The organism is Biostraticola tofi, assembly GCF_004343195.1.
Lineage (GTDB): Bacteria > Pseudomonadota > Gammaproteobacteria > Enterobacterales > Enterobacteriaceae > Biostraticola > Biostraticola tofi.
On record NZ_SMCR01000001.1, the window covers coordinates 820757 to 835287 of the forward strand.

At 51.5% G+C, this 14531-nt stretch carries 22 protein-coding genes; 1 reads left to right on the forward strand and 21 read right to left on the reverse strand.

All coding sequences use genetic code 11. The features are described 5' to 3' along the window. Positions 1 to 11 precede the first annotated feature (11 nt). From EDC52_RS03645 to EDC52_RS03695, 10 genes are all read right to left on the reverse strand, one after another. On the reverse strand, positions 12 to 932 hold the full coding sequence (locus EDC52_RS03645) for a phage minor head protein (protein ID WP_230467935.1): 921 nt from the start codon (positions 930 to 932) through the stop codon (positions 12 to 14). Further along, positions 889 to 2259, reverse strand: a complete 1371-nt coding sequence (locus EDC52_RS03650) for a DUF1073 domain-containing protein (RefSeq protein ID WP_131863959.1) — start codon at positions 2257 to 2259, stop codon at positions 889 to 891. Before EDC52_RS03650 ends, EDC52_RS03645 begins: the two co-directional genes overlap by 44 nt. A 28-nt stretch (positions 2260 to 2287) precedes the next feature. Beyond that, the gene (locus EDC52_RS03655; RefSeq protein ID WP_131863960.1) at positions 2288 to 3763 is read right to left on the reverse strand and encodes a phage terminase large subunit family protein; all 1476 of its coding nucleotides are present in this window, start codon (positions 3761 to 3763) and stop codon (positions 2288 to 2290) included. Further along, positions 3750 to 4322: a terminase small subunit gene (locus EDC52_RS03660; protein ID WP_131863961.1), complete on the reverse strand. Its 573-nt coding sequence runs from the start codon at positions 4320 to 4322 to the stop codon at positions 3750 to 3752. Before EDC52_RS03660 ends, EDC52_RS03655 begins: the two co-directional genes overlap by 14 nt. 221 nt (positions 4323 to 4543) lie before the next feature. After that, a complete protein-coding gene (locus tag EDC52_RS03665) occupies positions 4544 to 4840 on the reverse strand; it encodes a hypothetical protein (protein WP_131863962.1) in 297 nt (98 codons plus the stop codon). Positions 4841 to 5332: 492 nt separating this feature from the next. Next, positions 5333 to 5629 carry a hypothetical protein gene (locus EDC52_RS03675; protein ID WP_131863964.1) on the reverse strand — a complete coding sequence of 99 codons (297 nt, stop codon included), beginning with the start codon at positions 5627 to 5629 and terminating at the stop codon, positions 5333 to 5335. After that, entirely contained in the window at positions 5616 to 5882 is a 267-nt protein-coding gene (locus EDC52_RS03680) for a hypothetical protein (RefSeq protein ID WP_131863965.1), read from the reverse strand. Before EDC52_RS03680 ends, EDC52_RS03675 begins: the two co-directional genes overlap by 14 nt. Further along, entirely contained in the window at positions 5882 to 6424 is a 543-nt protein-coding gene (locus EDC52_RS03685; RefSeq protein WP_131863966.1) for a glycoside hydrolase family 108 protein, read from the reverse strand. The genes EDC52_RS03680 and EDC52_RS03685 overlap by 1 nt, the downstream gene beginning before the upstream one ends. Further along, entirely contained in the window at positions 6421 to 6864 is a 444-nt protein-coding gene (locus EDC52_RS03690; RefSeq protein ID WP_131863967.1) for a hypothetical protein, read from the reverse strand. Before EDC52_RS03690 ends, EDC52_RS03685 begins: the two co-directional genes overlap by 4 nt. A 27-nt stretch (positions 6865 to 6891) precedes the next feature. After that, entirely contained in the window at positions 6892 to 7212 is a 321-nt protein-coding gene (locus tag EDC52_RS03695; protein ID WP_329955542.1) for a phage holin family protein, read from the reverse strand. A gap of 303 nt (positions 7213 to 7515) precedes the next feature. Between EDC52_RS03695 and EDC52_RS03700 the strand changes: the two genes are divergently transcribed. Then, entirely contained in the window at positions 7516 to 7737 is a 222-nt protein-coding gene (locus EDC52_RS03700; protein WP_131863969.1) for a hypothetical protein, read from the forward strand. Positions 7738 to 8019: 282 nt separating this feature from the next. On the opposite strand, the gene EDC52_RS03705 is transcribed toward EDC52_RS03700, so the two are convergent. The 11 genes from EDC52_RS03705 to EDC52_RS03755 form a co-directional block, all read right to left on the reverse strand. Further along, positions 8020 to 8715, reverse strand: coding sequence for a hypothetical protein (locus tag EDC52_RS03705; protein ID WP_329955543.1), 696 nt, complete (start codon positions 8713 to 8715; stop codon positions 8020 to 8022). Continuing rightward, entirely contained in the window at positions 8712 to 9317 is a 606-nt protein-coding gene (locus tag EDC52_RS03710; RefSeq protein ID WP_131863970.1) for a recombination protein NinG, read from the reverse strand. Before EDC52_RS03710 ends, EDC52_RS03705 begins: the two co-directional genes overlap by 4 nt. Continuing rightward, the gene (locus EDC52_RS03715; protein WP_131863971.1) at positions 9295 to 9717 is read right to left on the reverse strand and encodes a hypothetical protein; all 423 of its coding nucleotides are present in this window, start codon (positions 9715 to 9717) and stop codon (positions 9295 to 9297) included. Before EDC52_RS03715 ends, EDC52_RS03710 begins: the two co-directional genes overlap by 23 nt. Before the next feature lie 166 nt (positions 9718 to 9883). Next, the gene (locus EDC52_RS03720) at positions 9884 to 10186 is read right to left on the reverse strand and encodes a hypothetical protein (protein ID WP_131863972.1); all 303 of its coding nucleotides are present in this window, start codon (positions 10184 to 10186) and stop codon (positions 9884 to 9886) included. 9 nt (positions 10187 to 10195) lie between these two features. After that, complete coding sequence (locus EDC52_RS03725; RefSeq protein ID WP_131863973.1) at positions 10196 to 10645, reverse strand: DUF1367 family protein; 450 nt, start codon at positions 10643 to 10645, stop codon at positions 10196 to 10198. Further along, complete coding sequence (locus tag EDC52_RS03730; protein ID WP_131863974.1) at positions 10646 to 10849, reverse strand: hypothetical protein; 204 nt, start codon at positions 10847 to 10849, stop codon at positions 10646 to 10648. It abuts the gene before it with no gap. Next, positions 10849 to 11193, reverse strand: a complete 345-nt coding sequence (locus EDC52_RS03735) for a hypothetical protein (RefSeq protein ID WP_131863975.1) — start codon at positions 11191 to 11193, stop codon at positions 10849 to 10851. The genes EDC52_RS03730 and EDC52_RS03735 overlap by 1 nt, the downstream gene beginning before the upstream one ends. Further along, positions 11193 to 12602 carry a DnaB-like helicase C-terminal domain-containing protein gene (locus EDC52_RS03740; protein ID WP_131863976.1) on the reverse strand — a complete coding sequence of 470 codons (1410 nt, stop codon included), beginning with the start codon at positions 12600 to 12602 and terminating at the stop codon, positions 11193 to 11195. The genes EDC52_RS03735 and EDC52_RS03740 overlap by 1 nt, the downstream gene beginning before the upstream one ends. Further along, positions 12592 to 13476, reverse strand: a complete 885-nt coding sequence (locus EDC52_RS03745) for a DNA replication protein (protein ID WP_230467936.1) — start codon at positions 13474 to 13476, stop codon at positions 12592 to 12594. Before EDC52_RS03745 ends, EDC52_RS03740 begins: the two co-directional genes overlap by 11 nt. Then, a complete protein-coding gene (locus EDC52_RS03750; RefSeq protein WP_131863977.1) occupies positions 13469 to 13609 on the reverse strand; it encodes a DUF2740 family protein in 141 nt (46 codons plus the stop codon). The genes EDC52_RS03745 and EDC52_RS03750 overlap by 8 nt, the downstream gene beginning before the upstream one ends. Beyond that, a complete protein-coding gene (locus EDC52_RS03755) occupies positions 13606 to 14355 on the reverse strand; it encodes a hypothetical protein (protein ID WP_131863978.1) in 750 nt (249 codons plus the stop codon). The genes EDC52_RS03750 and EDC52_RS03755 overlap by 4 nt, the downstream gene beginning before the upstream one ends. Positions 14356 to 14531: the final 176 nt, after the last annotated feature.

Below are 14531 nucleotides of genomic sequence, written 5' to 3' on the forward strand. Positions count from 1 at the left end.
AGCTGTCATGGTTATTCCTCAGCCCAGGGATACCCGCGCTTAGCCATTTGCTTGCGCTCCTCTTTGAGCTTTTCGATTGAAGATGGGGAGATGGGACGGCCTTTGTCATCGACCAGCGTTTCTATCTGGCTGCAATGACAGTTGATGGAATTCCCGTTCACGGAATACCACTCCCTGACCTCTTCCACCGTATAGAGATTCGAGTGGCGCGCCGCATGGGTTCGCCGGGTCGTTGGAAGTAATGCGGAGATGTGAACGAGCATCGTTTTAAGCCCCAGCTTCTGGGCCTCTTCCGTCTCTTCCCACCGCGCCCTGCGAAGCGCGCCGGTAATTTCAGTCTGCGCTATACGGTTCGCCCTGCGTGTTTCTATCCCGATCTGATCTCGGAGATTTCGAGCAACATCGCGTGGGTTAAGGCCCCTGCCGATACCTTCAGTCAAGACGCGGGCCATGTCGCGCTTAGTGTCAGCGGTGAAGCCTTTCATCTCCTCAAACTCGCGGGCGTAGGTCATTGCCATGCGCCGCTGATAGGGGGCGCTTAGCAATATGGCTTGTAGTGATTCGCGGCCAGCGGCATAGGCTTCGGATTGCTGGCTCATGTTGGCGTAGGCTTGCGCTGTACCGCGTATGGCTGCGGTCTCGACATAGTCTTCTGAGAACCATAAATTATCTTGCCCACCTTCCAGCAGGACCGCATCGACCAGAACGCTTGCATCATCCAAAACGATTGACAGAAATAGCGGGTCGAGTTGGTATTCGTAACGGCGGTTCACTGCGGGGGAAGATGGGAGCCTATAGAGTGCGTCGCTGTAGATTTTACTAATGCGCTTCATGCGTCTTGCGAAATCGGCCATTGCCTTTCGTTCTAACGCGTTTAGTCCGGCTGGGTCAGCCTTGTTTTTCGGTATTATCGCTGGCTTCGGCTTCTTCATCGTCTTCCTCGTCATCTTCCAATTCCGGCAGCGGGTAATCAGATTCAGCCTCATAACCAGCAGCGACGCGGATCTCTTCATTGCTGAAAACAGCCTCACCAGTAGCCATAGATGTACCGTTGATTTGACTCATCTTGACCGCGCTATCCAGCCTGTCGGATGCTGATTGCTCATTCAGATCATCCCACATAACCGCCTTCTCAGTAATGGGTCTGATGATTTGCAGATCGGTTAGCTTGTCGGTGAAGTCTTCGATGTCATAGGCAATCTCGCCTACCCTGCGCGACTGGCAACGGGCATTCATATACTTCTGATCTTCTGAGCTGGCCCGCTCGCCCGTCTGCATACCTACCAATACCTTTGTGGGAATATCAACGCCGGCAGCAGCGGTTTGCAGGTTTACATCGTAGGTTGGGCCAGGGTCAGCAACGGCAGTTACCAGGGGCGTGACACTCGCCCCTTGAGTGGTCAACAGTACGTCATTGCCGCGATTTACCTCGACGGCCGCTTCGTTAAACTTCTCCTGCAACTCACTAACGCTTACACCATATAGAGAGGCCAGATTATTGAAGTTGATTTCTTTCTCGAAATTAACGTTAAGCTGCCGTGCCGCGTTCTTGAGGAATGACTCCCCGGAGCCGCCCTCTACTTTCTCCAGGCTGACGAATGCGTTGTAGGATGGCTCCAGAAAGCCGATAGCATCCTCTGAGTAGTCACCCAGGATAAACACCCGGTCAGGGTGGATTTGAACACGCCGGCTCGCGCCGTTGGGTAAATTCTCGGCGTACTCCCACATGGTCGGTTGGCCGTATGTGGTCGAATTTATGTTCGTATCGAGGGTATAGGGTTTGAGCGCGCCAGCCCACACCGCACTGATTTTGGCAAGTCCACGCCCTCTCGTTGCTGGGAGATTCCATGCTTTGTTATCACGGATGTGTAGCAATATGCCAGACCATCGCCCTACCAGCCGACGCCGATCCGCCTCCGAAAAGGTAAGCCAGAATCGATTGGTGAAAACAGGCTTAAGCGACCTCTCCCAGGTTGTTGGGTTTGAATCTTTATCGTACTTGTCACCCTCGATAATTTCTGGGGCGGTTTTCCAACAATGGGATATGATTTTGTTGACGGCGCCGAAGGCAATCCCACCCCGGCGATAAAGTTTGTAGAGGTCTTCAAAGGTCAATTCATCCTTGAAACCATATTCGCACCATGCGGTATTCCGCTTGGAATCAAGCCCCATGCCTGGGTTAATCATCCCCATCCGGGCCCGCGCCATCCTTGCGTCATTCAATGCGTGATTGACGGCAAGCTGTAATTTGTCGTTCATGCTATGTCCGTTTTATCAATGAGGGTGGTTATCTGCCGAGGATTCGTTTCGGGATCATCATGCCAAGCGGTTGAGCACCACCTAATTCGGTGAGTGCATAAACCATGGCGTCTAGTCTGTCCGGTGACTTTTTGGCGGTAGCTGGAATGTATTCCATAAGCTGATTTTCAAGGATATAGAGGTTGCCAAGGTTGGCTACGCGGCCCTGCTCGTACAGCGCTGATATTGGTTCAGCCCTCGCATATTTCCCTTTGCTGGCGTGGACACGAATTATGCGGCCTTTGAACCCAGCGTTTTTTAACGTGTCCTCAGCCATATCTCCGCCCTGGTTCGTTTCTATCACGATGGCGTCGGCGTTATGGTGCTCATAAGCCCACATGGCTTTCTTTGCCCATCCTGCCGGAGAGAATTTGCCGCTGTAATCTGCATCGACTGAATACTGTACGTCGTCGCCAGCACCATACGAACTGGCTACCGATATCCCTGTTTCGTCGCTTTCATCGCTGTTCGTGGCCTGCGGGTCGATAGCTACCACCGTGCGCACTTTTTCGAACCTGATTTGCAGTGCGTGCGCTGCGGCTATCATCTGCTCAGTCCACAATGCGCCCTCAGCATTAAACCGCCGCGGTGCCTGCATGTACTGCGCTTCTGCTGTGCGCCGATGAGAGAACAGTGATACCCGATGTGATTCGTTGTGCTTATAGGGCCACAGCCAGCCATCAGGGAGGCCGTGTTGAATAGGGATACCGTGCGTATTCTCTTCCGGGTATGGCAGAGAATTGTCGATAATCACCGGCAGGTTGAGGTGATACCACTTTTCCCCGGAGCCACCGCGCAACAGGTAGCCGCTCAGGTCGTGATAGTGGATGCGCTGCATGATGACAATCATCGGCGTGGTTTCGACGGCCAGGCGCGATTTTATAGTTTCATTGAAACGGTTGTTCACGCCATCGCGGACGGTTTCGCTGTATGCGTCATCAGGCTTAACCGGGTCATCGATAATGAGTGCGCCCTGCCAACCTGGCTCCATATGCCCGGCGCGAAAGCCAGTTACCTGACCTGCAGCTGATGACGCGTAGACGCCGCCGCCATGCTCGTTCCACCACATGGCTTTGCTGTCAGCATCGTCGCGCAGCTCCATCGGCCACATGGCCTGATACAGCTTTGACTTAATCATGCCACGCGCGGTGGAGGAATTTAGCAAGGCAAGATTATGTGAGTAGGACAGATGCATGAAGCGAGCGCGATTATTTAGCGCCAGACCCCGGCCCATCATATTGATGGTCGCAAGTTCAGTCTTGGTATAGCCAGGCGGCACGTTGATAACGAGGCGGGTTATTTCACCGCTGATTACACGGTCAAGCGTCTGCTGTATCACCTTATGATGTGGCGCTACAATCATCTTGCCGCCAGTGCGCTGTTTGAAGAAGTAGCGGGAGAAGTATAGGCCGTCTTCCTCACATTCTATTTTGCGGGCATAAGTCCGCTGCTCAACAGTCGTCATCCTCCAGCATCTCCTGTCGAGCCTGCTTGTATTCGTCTTTGCTCAAAGTAGCCGTTTCGATAGGACCGCCGTTCGGGCCTGAATGTGTGTTGCTTACATTCTCTTTGAATGCCTGGACGCTGACATGCTTCCCGAGCAGCTCAAGGTTCTTAACCTTGTCAGGCCACTTTATCTTTTTGAGGATGCCGACCATCTCACGGTCTTCGCCACGGCCTTCGAACATGTCGGCAAGATCGAATCCGCTTAGGTAACGACGCCACACAGCTGGCCATTGCGACACAGGTTTAATGCTCATGTCATCGGTCATGATGTCCAGTACGTCCATCTGGTCAATTTCAACCAGACGCTTAAGCACATATGCCGCATCAATACCGATTTCCTCATTGCGTTCCGCTTTGAGTTCGGTGATTCTGTTTTGGATGTCAGGTTTCGTAAGGTTCTCGCAGCCTGTGGCGCGGGCGGTCTTTTCGCTGTACCCCGCCCGAATTGCCGCTTGCGTGGCGTTCAAATCGATGAGGTACTCGCGACAGAACATTTCTTGTTTGTCGGTGAGTGCCATGGTTATGCCTTTAAGGAAATAAAAATGAAAAGATGGCTTTTGATTATTGTTATGCTTGTTATTTCTGGCTGCGCTACTTCACAAAAAGTTATTCGCCCTGATGGTGCGGGGGAATATCTGATCCAATGTGGATCCGGGACTGGATGGAACGTATGTTACTCTAAAGCAAATGAAGTATGCCCGGCTGGCTATACCGATTTGGAAAAAGATGGTGGCTTCAACTACATCTGTTTTTTTATAAAATCTATTAAGTCATGGATGGATTTTGTCGGTCTATCACCATAACCGTACTTCTCGGATTCGCTTAACTCCTTAAAGTATTCTTCTGTAGAGAAATCAGAATTGATCAACTCATACTGTTCATGAGCTGCTTTTGATTTAATCAAATACTCCATAACACGAACGTCTTTTGCCTCAATTGATTGACGAGATGTATTTTGGCTAACATCTGAATAAATCTCAAACTTTGCGATATTTCCATTTTTTTTCTGATGAAGGAAGGATTCGGTTAAAAGCATTATTGACTCTCCTAGTTAGGGTTAGCCCAAAGATAGTGGGGCGAAAAAATTAAGTCAACCCGTTGTTTTAGAAGACTAAACGTCAAGCGTATTTTATCATTCCGCTTGACGTTTATCACGTAAATTTTAAGTGATTAAATAAATTGAAGTTAACACCAAACCAATGAGAGAATCAGCAGATGCATAAGCCTATAATTTATTTTCAATAACTTTCACCCCGTGCCGCCCGATGAAATTTCCCACCACTTCATAATCCGGCTCAGTTCTGAAAATATTGCAGAATAGCGTCAGAGTGTTGATATAAGGTATAACCCACCAACTCACCCGAACGGTTAATGTGATTGCCATAGCTTTCTTTTCCCCTCCGCCGGCGCTTCACAGTTCGCCTGCCACGTTTCGTTATTCGCCAAGATAACTCGCTTAGTGCGAGGATCAAGATGGTCTATATCACTGTCGGTCAGGTAAATGGGCTTAACCCAGGAACAGCCGGTATCAATGACCGCCGGCGTCGTCGGGGTATTTCCACTTCTGACGCAACTGGTCATCAACGGAACTATCAGGCAGACGGTTAACAGTGTCCTGAACATGTGCGGCCTCTTTGATCACAGTTGTTTCGCGTTCGGCAATGTCTTTAATGGTCTGGCTTTCAGCTTCCACCTTTTCGACTTTCGCTTGTGTCTCAGCGGTCGCCTTGCCTTTTGACTTACCGAAACCAAATGCGCCAGCGACCACGGCAATGAGCGCCAGAACGGCTACGCCGATGCCTGTCAGGTTTTCAATTAGCCACATCGCTATTTCCTCCCGGGGCCGCTGCGTCGATTTTCTTTTCCTCGACGACTTTATCGACCGCGATTTTCTTGTTGAGCACGTTCGCACCAACCGCAACACCGAAGTAAAGGCCGAACATCCATTCGCTAAGCTCAAGCTTGTATGCGTACCAAGCAATAACACCTGTACACGTCAGGAACGCTATTACCTGAGTCCATTTGCTCAGTGAGTGCTTGCCGTCGCCGACGCTTTTGACGATGTCAATAAGTGCCATCAGACACCTATCCGGTTAGCCAGCCAACCATACACAAACGTTTCGTTAGCCATGCGGGCTTCAGCCAGTTCGATATAGCGGGAACCCTGCAGGCAGTTCAGAGAGCGCAGCATGATGGTTAAGCTGTCCGCGCCGCGTTTTGACAGGTAAAGCTTGAGCGCAGTGATTGTCCTGGGGCCTATCTGACCATCAGCAATCAGGTCAGGGTAAAGCAGCCCAGAGTTGTTCATCACATTGAGCGCACGTTGCAGGAATTTTGCAGCTACCGATGGCCCCATGTTCACGCCGGTGTCTGCAAGCTCCGCCGCGATAGCTGAACTGATCGTCGCCACCTGGTCGAATCGCGGACCATACCAGTAATCAGCTTCAAGAATTGCCAGAGCCTGCGAACGGGTCAGGTTTCGCATGTCACCGGTGAATCCATGGGCGCGGGCGACAGTCTGAGTAATACCCCAATTAGTTGGCCCGCCCCGGTCTGCAGGGTTATTCACGTAGCCGCCCTCTTTGCCGAGGATTTCGTTGAAAATATCGTCTTTTGTCACTTCGGTATTTCCTCGGTTTCGGTTGCGGGGCCAATCTCAAGCCTTCCCGTTGTCTTTGCCGGGTCAGACGGATCACCAGGTATCAGAGCTATCGCGCATTTGTTCGAGCGCAGCAGCTTTTTCATTTCTTCCTGCAGTCGGTGACTTTCATTTTCTGCCGCTGCACGCCGCCCAGTTTCCGCTGCCAGCAAGCTGTTATATTTTTCAAGCTCTCCCGCGAAGCGTTTGAATATTTCATGCGTGTCGTCCCCTCGAGATCGAAGGTTATCTATCCGTTCAACTTTCTCCCGGATGGAGTTCTTCAGGATGACATTTTCAGCAGTGATAGCCTGATTGGTCTTATAGAGACTGAAAAGGAAAAACAGGATGACAGCGGCAAATATCAGCGGAATGTAATACCTGAGCATGTCGAGTAGAGTGTGCTTGTGGTCGCTCAGCATGGTGATCTCCTGGCAGTTCGATTATCGTTAGTTGCCTGATCCTGCTGGTGGGTTACCGCCGGCCTTATTTAAGAATCGGGTTTCGAGAGCTTTAACAAATGCAGCGCCAGACCAGCCTGCCATGCCACACGATCCGCCAATGACTTCCAGCGGCCAGGTGTAGTGATAGGCGATCATCATCATCATGGCCCCAGCAAACAGGCAGACAATTATCTGTAGGCACAGCGTGCGCCAGCTAAAAGCCTGCCCGCTCAATACGCGATATGAATAACTTCCCAGTGCGCCAAGCAGGGTCATACCCAGCGCAAGTAACGCCGATAGCAGCGTTGTGTCACTTTTCCACGGCATTTTCATATCCACCCCCCTTTACCGGGGCATAGCTCACCGGCCGAGATATGGCAGATGCTTGTGAGGGTATATTTGGCCGCTTGGTTGCTGCCAGAAGAGGTTCGGCCCCGCAGTCACATGGCGCGACGATTGAGGGAAGTTGGGCGTCAGAAGTTTACTGAGGGCCGAGAAGCAGAAAAGGCCGCGATATGCAGCCCGGTTTTAATGTATAAATAAATGAAAATAAGTGTTGCTTGATAGTCGATAATCGACTATATTGAATTCATCGAAACGAGATAACTAATCAAACACCGGAGACACACAATGAACGCATATGAACTCTATGAAGCAGCAATCGATAACGACAGTTCAGACCTGAGCGCCAAGAATTTCTCTGACTATGCAGATGGTGCACTCAATACTTTCATCACCAGTGAAGTGGCAGAAAAGATATCAGCTTGCGCCATTAATTTTCGTGACAATGGCGATGGCTCAAATGACCTTTATCACATGGTTGAAAAGCCATTAAGTGAGATTACGCTGTAATGATGTTGACGGACTTCATAGATAAGACGTTTGGCGGCAATAAAGCCGCCTTTGCTCGTCACATGGGAGTAGACGCGCAAACGGTCAATAAGTGGGTAAAAGCTGGCTGGCTAGTTATTGATGATAAGCTCTGTTCACCCAGACGTGATATCCCGCCTGTAAGCTGATAGCGCGGTAACGCTGTCGTACGCGCTGTGTACTCGTGGCACATGCGCCTGAAATGAGAAAACCCCGGCTTTTGGCCAGGGTCTGTAGTTTGGTTGGTGGTACCGCTCTTACGCTTTACGCTCCCGAGCATAACGCAAAATATACACTCTCATTTTTCGCTTTGCAACTATTTACAAAATTATTTTCTATATTTGAATTATTATCAGAATATTCTTTCTCCATTTCACGCCTTATAGAGTAATACATTACTTCTTCCAGGAGAGTTTCGCACCACGCTATTCGTTTCCTTGCAAGCTGAATATCACATCCTGTCAGCCAAACCAAGTCCTTCGCAACTCCTTGCGTGTCTTTGCGGTCGCAATATCGTTTAATGGCTATCAAGCGGATCGGGCTGTCCCTGTGAAATGCTTTGGTAATTACCCCTTCTACAAATGCGGCATCATCTGATTCTTTGGCGAGAGCGATGATGTTGCTTGCGGAACTGTTGGGGATAACTATGTCTCTGGCCTTCTGGAATAGCTCGTTCCCGCGATAGCCCTCTTTGTGCAGACGGTCAACCACTTCAAGAATTCGGCCCCCCTGCGCTGAATTCCATTTTGTTCTAATCATCAGGCGGCCAATGATGTTTATGCAGCCGCGCGGTGAATCATCCCCGGCGTTTTTGCTGCCCCATAGCGCTAACATGTAGCGAGTCCAATTGCGCTGGCCCGAATCAATGGTTTTCCATCCCCGACCCCACACGCGCCGAATATCGGATTTTCTTGCTACATAAACGAGAGACATAAAATTATCGGTCTTTTTGTTCATCATGCTGCTACCTCCCGGCTCGCTATGAGCGCCTTACGTTTAGCCCTGTACTCGTCCCGGATCCGCTCAAAGTCTTCTCGGCGGTATCGCTTAGCCTCATGCGGCCCCATTAGCGCGTCGAATCTAGCCTGCCCTATTTTGGAAATAAGGTTGGGTGTGTAGCCGCCGATGTTGCCTGAAAAATGGTTATTGCAGGGGGCGCACTGTCGATGGCAGTTATCCTCATCGAAGCGAAGCTCAGGGTTGCTGCCTACGGTGCGGTAATGCCCGGCGTGGTGCTGGCCGTCGTGGTACCGGTCGCAGCTGATGCACGGCAAGCCGGCGTCACGCTCCCGGATGTAGGCGTTGAATTCAGCCTGGGCCAGCTTGGCGAAGTAGCTCAGCGGCTTCACGGCCAGCCTTCGGGCCTTCAGTTTATCCTTTTGCTCAACAAGCTCCTTCTTGCGCTTCTTCTCCAGCCTGGCGATGGCCTGCTGTTTTTCTTTGTCGCGGCGCTTTAAGGCTATTGCCGCCCCACACTCGGGAGTGCACCAGACAACATTGCTGTACTGAGGGATAAACCATTCCCGGCATTCAAGGCATTTACGCCTGGGTAGCTTTGGCATTGCTCGCCTCCTTATCCACAACCAGCCTTTTGTAAGCCTCGATATCCCTAGCCTGCTCTTGGCACCTCTGGCTCAGTGAATAATTTTTATCGCGAAGCTCATCTAATTGCTTTTGATAATATGTCTGGGCCTCTTTATGTGCCCCACTCCAGGCAATGTGCTTGTTGATCATTGCCTTTCGCTTGGCCTGTCTCACAGCGACATGATTATCAATAAACCACCGGGGGTCATTGAAGGCATGCCGGGCAACCTCATACCAATATTCACTGGCCGCCTTGTTTAAAATGTGAATCGATAGAAACGGTATTTTTATCGTGAGCATTTTGCGCTGTGATTCTTTCTGGCCAAACATATGCCCGCGCCGAATGCTCAAACCAAAACCTACCTGAAGAATTATCATGGTTTTGCTCTCCTGTTCCGGGTGCGGTCCCACCTGGCCTGCAATAGCGGCGCGAGGTAGTCGTAAGTTTTGATTTCGGGCTCTGGAATGTGGGGTTTACTGCGAGGGTTTGGACGGCGGAATATTAACTTTTCCTCAAGCCGTTCCCATTGCGATTTCCTTCTCTTCATAAGCGCGCCCTCGCAGCAGCTTGCAGTTGATTGAACCGCTCCATCGGATTCACCGGAGCGACGGGGCCGCCAACAATCCCCTCCTGTATCTCAGTTCCCGCCATGAAGTATTTGCGGTAAAATGCCCTGCCCCGCTTGTGCGTCTCGAATGTGATAACGCCATCGTCAACCAGCACCGATATGACTTTGCCTACGTAGACCGGATGCCCGTTTACTCTCGCGGCCAGCTCAATAGTCGTTATCCCCGGATGGTTGCGGATTTCTGCGATAGCGAGTTCTCTGAATTTTGACTTTCTCATGCTGACCCCTTAAAAAAATGAATACAGCTGATTGATGATGCCCTGGTTAGTTGTGCCGCCGAAGATCCGTTTGATGGCCGCGTTTATCAGGGCGCTATAGCAGCGTTCGAATTCTTCTTGCTCCATGTTCCCGTAAGCCAGGCTTTTGGCTTCGGTTCGAATGGAGCCGTCGAGGCGAACTGTTTGTTCGTAATAGCCCGCAAGGATGGTTAGGTCTTTGCGGAACCGGTCAAACTGGGCTGACTCATCCATGAATTGCAGGTTCGTTTTGTCAGCGGACCAATGTGAGAAACAGAAATTGAAGAAGGCGAACACCTTTCTGTGAAATTCGGGGTTTCGGGTGGTCTTCACTTCGACCGTGTATTGGCCGCCGTTCCTGAACCTGGTTAGACGTGGGATTTCGCTTTCCAGTGCTGGTACAAATACGCCTCCGGCAGACTTAATCATTTCAACTTGCATCTATCCGCCCTCATCTGCCTCGATGTAGTCCTGCAGAATGTCGTGAGCCTCTGCCGCGCGTTCGGCCATGACGTCACGGATAAACCGGCCCGAGGCGCTCTCAATGGGGATCGATTCGAGAGATTCAGCTATGCCTGCCAGCAAATCCCGCGCCGCCTCCAAGGGCCGTGCCGGGCGGTGAAATTTGATAACGTCACCCATCATTACCCCCTGGGCATGTAACCATGCTGTGATGCCGACTTTTCCCTTAAACGCTGATGGCGAGCCATGAAGTAATCCATCAACTCACTGAAGCGCTTATCGATGATTTCGCACTCGCGATTAAAATATGCCTGGGCATCAGTTTCACTATCTGGAGCAAACTCTCCCGGGCCGGCAAGTGTGTTAAAAATCCAATCCATTCCCGCTGTTACACCCTCGCCATGCTCTGCCTCGATGATTGCCGCTCGCATAGCCAACATCAGCTTTCCGAAAAGCAGGTCTGCTTCTTCAAGTCGGTGGCGCAAGTATTCATTTTCGTCTTTAAGTTGCTCGATATTGAGTTCCATCAAAATCCCCCTTTGCCTGCATAACGTTGGTTTTTCTCTTCTCTCCGATCCTTGGCCTGGCGAGCTACGTCCTGATCGACGTCATAGATAGCCCCGTATCGCTGCTCAACAAACACAACGCCGGATTGCCCATGCCGGTTAAGCCGTAGGAGCAGCTCGGTATCCTGCTGATTGGCGTTTTCGTCATAAGCCCCTTCCCGATAGATGCCCAGCCAGTAATCGCAGTCCTGTTCGATCTGCCCGGTGTCGCGGCTGTCGCTGGGCTGCGGTCGCTTGTTGGTCCGTTTTTCCAGATCGCGGTTAAGCTGAGTCAGCAGCACCACTACACAATTCAGCTCTTTAGCCAGCGCCTTGAGCCCCTTGGTGATAATCCCGTAGGCCAGATCGTTACGCTCAGCCTTCTCGGCTTTCATCAGAGTGAGATAATCGACCAGCACCATTCCGACCACGCCCCGCTCCCGCTTGATGCGTCGGCTTTCCGAGACGATGTGAGAGAGAGATAGACCAGGTGTGTCGTCGATGTAGAGATTGCCGTTCTGCGCCAGCTCCAGCGCCCTGGCGGAAGCCAATGCGAACCGGTTATCGTCGTACCCTTCGAGGTAGAAATTTGTCGAGCTGACGCCGGAGAACTGCGAGATAGCACGTTCCACGATTTGCTCTTCGGGCATTTCCAGACTGAACGCGATGGCCGGCAGGCCTTCAGCGTTGGCGCAATTCAGAGCCATGTTGAGATACAGCGTGGTTTTCCCCATCTTCGGGCGAGCACCGACAACGAACAGGGATCCGCGAACAATGCGCTTCGGCTCCAGCATGTCATCCAGGGACTTGATGCCGGATGTGAGCCCGATTGCCCGAGCGTCACCACTCAGTCTTCGATCAACCACATGCGTCCAGCGCTCGAAAGCATCAGCGAATGTAACTGCGCCCCGAGTGTTTCCCGACTTGGTGCGATCATCCAACTGCATGGCCAGCGTTTGGATAGCCCCCAGCTTTTCATCCGTGCTCATGCCATTGCGGGCATAAAGCACCTCCAGCATCCGGTTGGCCTGCTCGATTCCGTATCGCTCGATGGCGGTGTCACGCACCTTGAAGGCGTAGGCCATCACGTTTGCCGTGCTGGGAATGCCGCGGCTGATCTGCATGACGTAACCCAGTCCCCCCACCTGTTCAATCAGCCCCCGGCTTTCCAGCTCATCGGTGACCGTCAGGCCGTCGATAGTCTGATGCTTGGCGTTCATGTCGCGGATCACGCCGAAAATCGCCTGGTGCTGCCGGCTGTAGAACGTCTCGGGCTTGAGCATGGACAGGACGCGCTGACAGTTGTCGCTCTGTGGGTCAAGCAGCAAGCTGCCGATAACGCTTTGCTCTGCTTCGGTGCTGTGCGGCGGCAGGATCATTTCAGACGTCATCGCTTACCCCCTCACGAACCTTGAGATAAACCTCGTCCTGCAGGAAGAACTCAATATTCTTGCATCGCCAGGTCTTACCGGTTTTGCTGTCTGGTCGGGTGCCGAGCATCCAGCGGCAGTTTTGAGAGATATACCGGAGATAATCTTCCCAGGCCTGCATGCTGAAGGGCTTCTCATCCAGCTGACGAGTGATCTTCCCAGCCTTGACCCAAAAGGTTCTTATCAAATTGCGTCGCTTCTCGCTCAACGCCCTGACGCTTGGGCATTCCGGCAGTAGTCTGTGATAAACATCAACAACGTCCTGGCAGGAATGGGTTGGTGCTTTCCTTTCAGCCTTGCTTGTCGATGAGACACTCTCAATACCGTTAGGTATTGAGTTAAGTAGTTCTTTATTAGTTATGGATTTCCTTTGGATTTCCTTTGGATTAAATGGCTCAGGAGCCGCATTTTCATTGGGGTTCCCGTTGGATTTTCCTTGGACTTCCGTTGGATTAAAATTGGACTGAAATTCGTCATATTTCAGGATTGAAATACGGGTAAAACGGCGTCCTGTTGCTTCGCGCTGGATCATGCCCATGCGCTCGAAAGTGTCGAGCAAGCTCTTAACTTTCGAGTCGCTGATATGGGTTTCAGTAACAAGCGTTGGTCGCCCGGTTAAGAACTGCCCGCGTCCTACCAAGACATCCCCAAGATCAGTTTTAACCAGCTTTGGCTTATAGTTGGCGTTCAGTATTAAGTGAAGCCATAGGTGTACGGCCTGGGAGTCCTTGTACAGCTTGCTGTCCATGAATTGTCTATGCATGAGAGCAAACCCCTTACCGTGTTCCTCCGGCGTTGCCTCGGCCTGCTTACGGAATGCTAAAACGTTACTCATGATGACCACCGCCTGTTTGTTTCTTGACGTTATCAAGCTCCTGGCGGAGCCGGTTCGCTACTTTGGTGAAGCCAGACAAGAGGCGGTCACGAATGATGTGTTTATGCATTTTTTCTTGCGGTTTGGTATTCATTGCCCACCATCCTTAGCGAGCCGCTCAAATTCAACGACCCACACCCAGGGGTTGGAATGCCAGCTTTCAGAGCCGTAGATGGACCGCCACAGACTCTGAAAGCTGTGTTTTGCATGCGAGTACCACTCAGCAGTGTCATTCAGGTCAGGAAGTAAATAATCGCAATACGCGGGGCCGTTGCCGCAATTATTCTCAATGCGGGTAACTCCCTCGGCCTTTGCGTCCTCTTCGCTGATATCCTGCAACCGTTCTACCCGGACGCCAGTGATCAGCAGGTCAATGCGGCTGGCTTTGCGGGGCATATGAAGCGATGGATGCCACGCTGTCCTTTCGCCGTCGCCGTCATCGTCACCGCTCCAGATAAAACCGCCGTCAGCTCGATAAATGACATGACCGGAGTAATAGCCATTGCCGAACGGCAATTCGTGAACTGGTGTTGCTGGTCGCTGGGGAGTCCAGGGAATCCGAAAGCCGTCATCGTTGAATGCATGACTTACAACGCCCCATGTCTCGCGAACCCAAAGCCGATCGCCGGGCTGGCCGAGGGGTGAATTGCGAAAGCGACCAGCCTTCAATTCTCCGGCCAATTCATTGCCTGCTAACTCGCACTCCATATCTTTATCGTGGAAAGGGAATTTCACAGCCCGTCTCGTCTGCGTCTTCCTGCCGTAGAGAATTGCTCGCACCATTTCGGCGTTGAATAAAATCGGTCGCTCTTTACTGTTTGTTCGTTCAGTACTTTGCATGTATAATTTCCTCGCTAGATACAGATTTAATGAGCCCTATCAGTTGCTGCTGATTGGGCTTTTTGTTTAGAAAAGCGCTGCAGACCTCGCAACTTTATTTCCCTTAGCCTTCTTCGCTGGCTTCTCTGCCGGCATGCTGTATTTCGTGGCCCACACCTTTCCCATCCGCAGACAGT

Bases quoted from the DNA above. Each gene is read 5' to 3' on its own strand.
- EDC52_RS03645 (WP_230467935.1), bottom strand. From the start codon at position 932: ATGAAGAAGCCGAAGCCAGCGATAATACCGAAAAACAAGGCTGACCCA.
- EDC52_RS03650 (WP_131863959.1), bottom strand. From the start codon at position 2,259: ATGAACGACAAATTACAGCTTGCCGTCAATCACGCATTGAATGACGCA.
- EDC52_RS03655 (WP_131863960.1), bottom strand. From the start codon at position 3,763: ATGACGACTGTTGAGCAGCGGACTTATGCCCGCAAAATAGAATGTGAG.
- EDC52_RS03660 (WP_131863961.1), bottom strand. From the start codon at position 4,322: ATGGCACTCACCGACAAACAAGAAATGTTCTGTCGCGAGTACCTCATC.
- EDC52_RS03665 (WP_131863962.1), bottom strand. From the start codon at position 4,840: ATGCTTTTAACCGAATCCTTCCTTCATCAGAAAAAAAATGGAAATATC.
- EDC52_RS03675 (WP_131863964.1), bottom strand. From the start codon at position 5,629: ATGTGGCTAATTGAAAACCTGACAGGCATCGGCGTAGCCGTTCTGGCG.
- EDC52_RS03680 (WP_131863965.1), bottom strand. From the start codon at position 5,882: ATGGCACTTATTGACATCGTCAAAAGCGTCGGCGACGGCAAGCACTCA.
- EDC52_RS03690 (WP_131863967.1), bottom strand. From the start codon at position 6,864: ATGCTGAGCGACCACAAGCACACTCTACTCGACATGCTCAGGTATTAC.
- EDC52_RS03695 (WP_329955542.1), bottom strand. From the start codon at position 7,212: ATGCCGTGGAAAAGTGACACAACGCTGCTATCGGCGTTACTTGCGCTG.
- EDC52_RS03700 (WP_131863969.1), top strand. From the start codon at position 7,516: ATGAACGCATATGAACTCTATGAAGCAGCAATCGATAACGACAGTTCA.
- EDC52_RS03705 (WP_329955543.1), bottom strand. From the start codon at position 8,715: ATGATGAACAAAAAGACCGATAATTTTATGTCTCTCGTTTATGTAGCA.
- EDC52_RS03710 (WP_131863970.1), bottom strand. From the start codon at position 9,317: ATGCCAAAGCTACCCAGGCGTAAATGCCTTGAATGCCGGGAATGGTTT.
- EDC52_RS03715 (WP_131863971.1), bottom strand. From the start codon at position 9,717: ATGATAATTCTTCAGGTAGGTTTTGGTTTGAGCATTCGGCGCGGGCAT.
- EDC52_RS03720 (WP_131863972.1), bottom strand. From the start codon at position 10,186: ATGAGAAAGTCAAAATTCAGAGAACTCGCTATCGCAGAAATCCGCAAC.
- EDC52_RS03725 (WP_131863973.1), bottom strand. From the start codon at position 10,645: ATGCAAGTTGAAATGATTAAGTCTGCCGGAGGCGTATTTGTACCAGCA.
- EDC52_RS03730 (WP_131863974.1), bottom strand. From the start codon at position 10,849: ATGATGGGTGACGTTATCAAATTTCACCGCCCGGCACGGCCCTTGGAG.
- EDC52_RS03735 (WP_131863975.1), bottom strand. From the start codon at position 11,193: ATGGAACTCAATATCGAGCAACTTAAAGACGAAAATGAATACTTGCGC.
- EDC52_RS03740 (WP_131863976.1), bottom strand. From the start codon at position 12,602: ATGACGTCTGAAATGATCCTGCCGCCGCACAGCACCGAAGCAGAGCAA.
- EDC52_RS03745 (WP_230467936.1), bottom strand. From the start codon at position 13,476: ATGAGTAACGTTTTAGCATTCCGTAAGCAGGCCGAGGCAACGCCGGAG.
- EDC52_RS03750 (WP_131863977.1), bottom strand. From the start codon at position 13,609: ATGAATACCAAACCGCAAGAAAAAATGCATAAACACATCATTCGTGAC.
- EDC52_RS03755 (WP_131863978.1), bottom strand. From the start codon at position 14,355: ATGCAAAGTACTGAACGAACAAACAGTAAAGAGCGACCGATTTTATTC.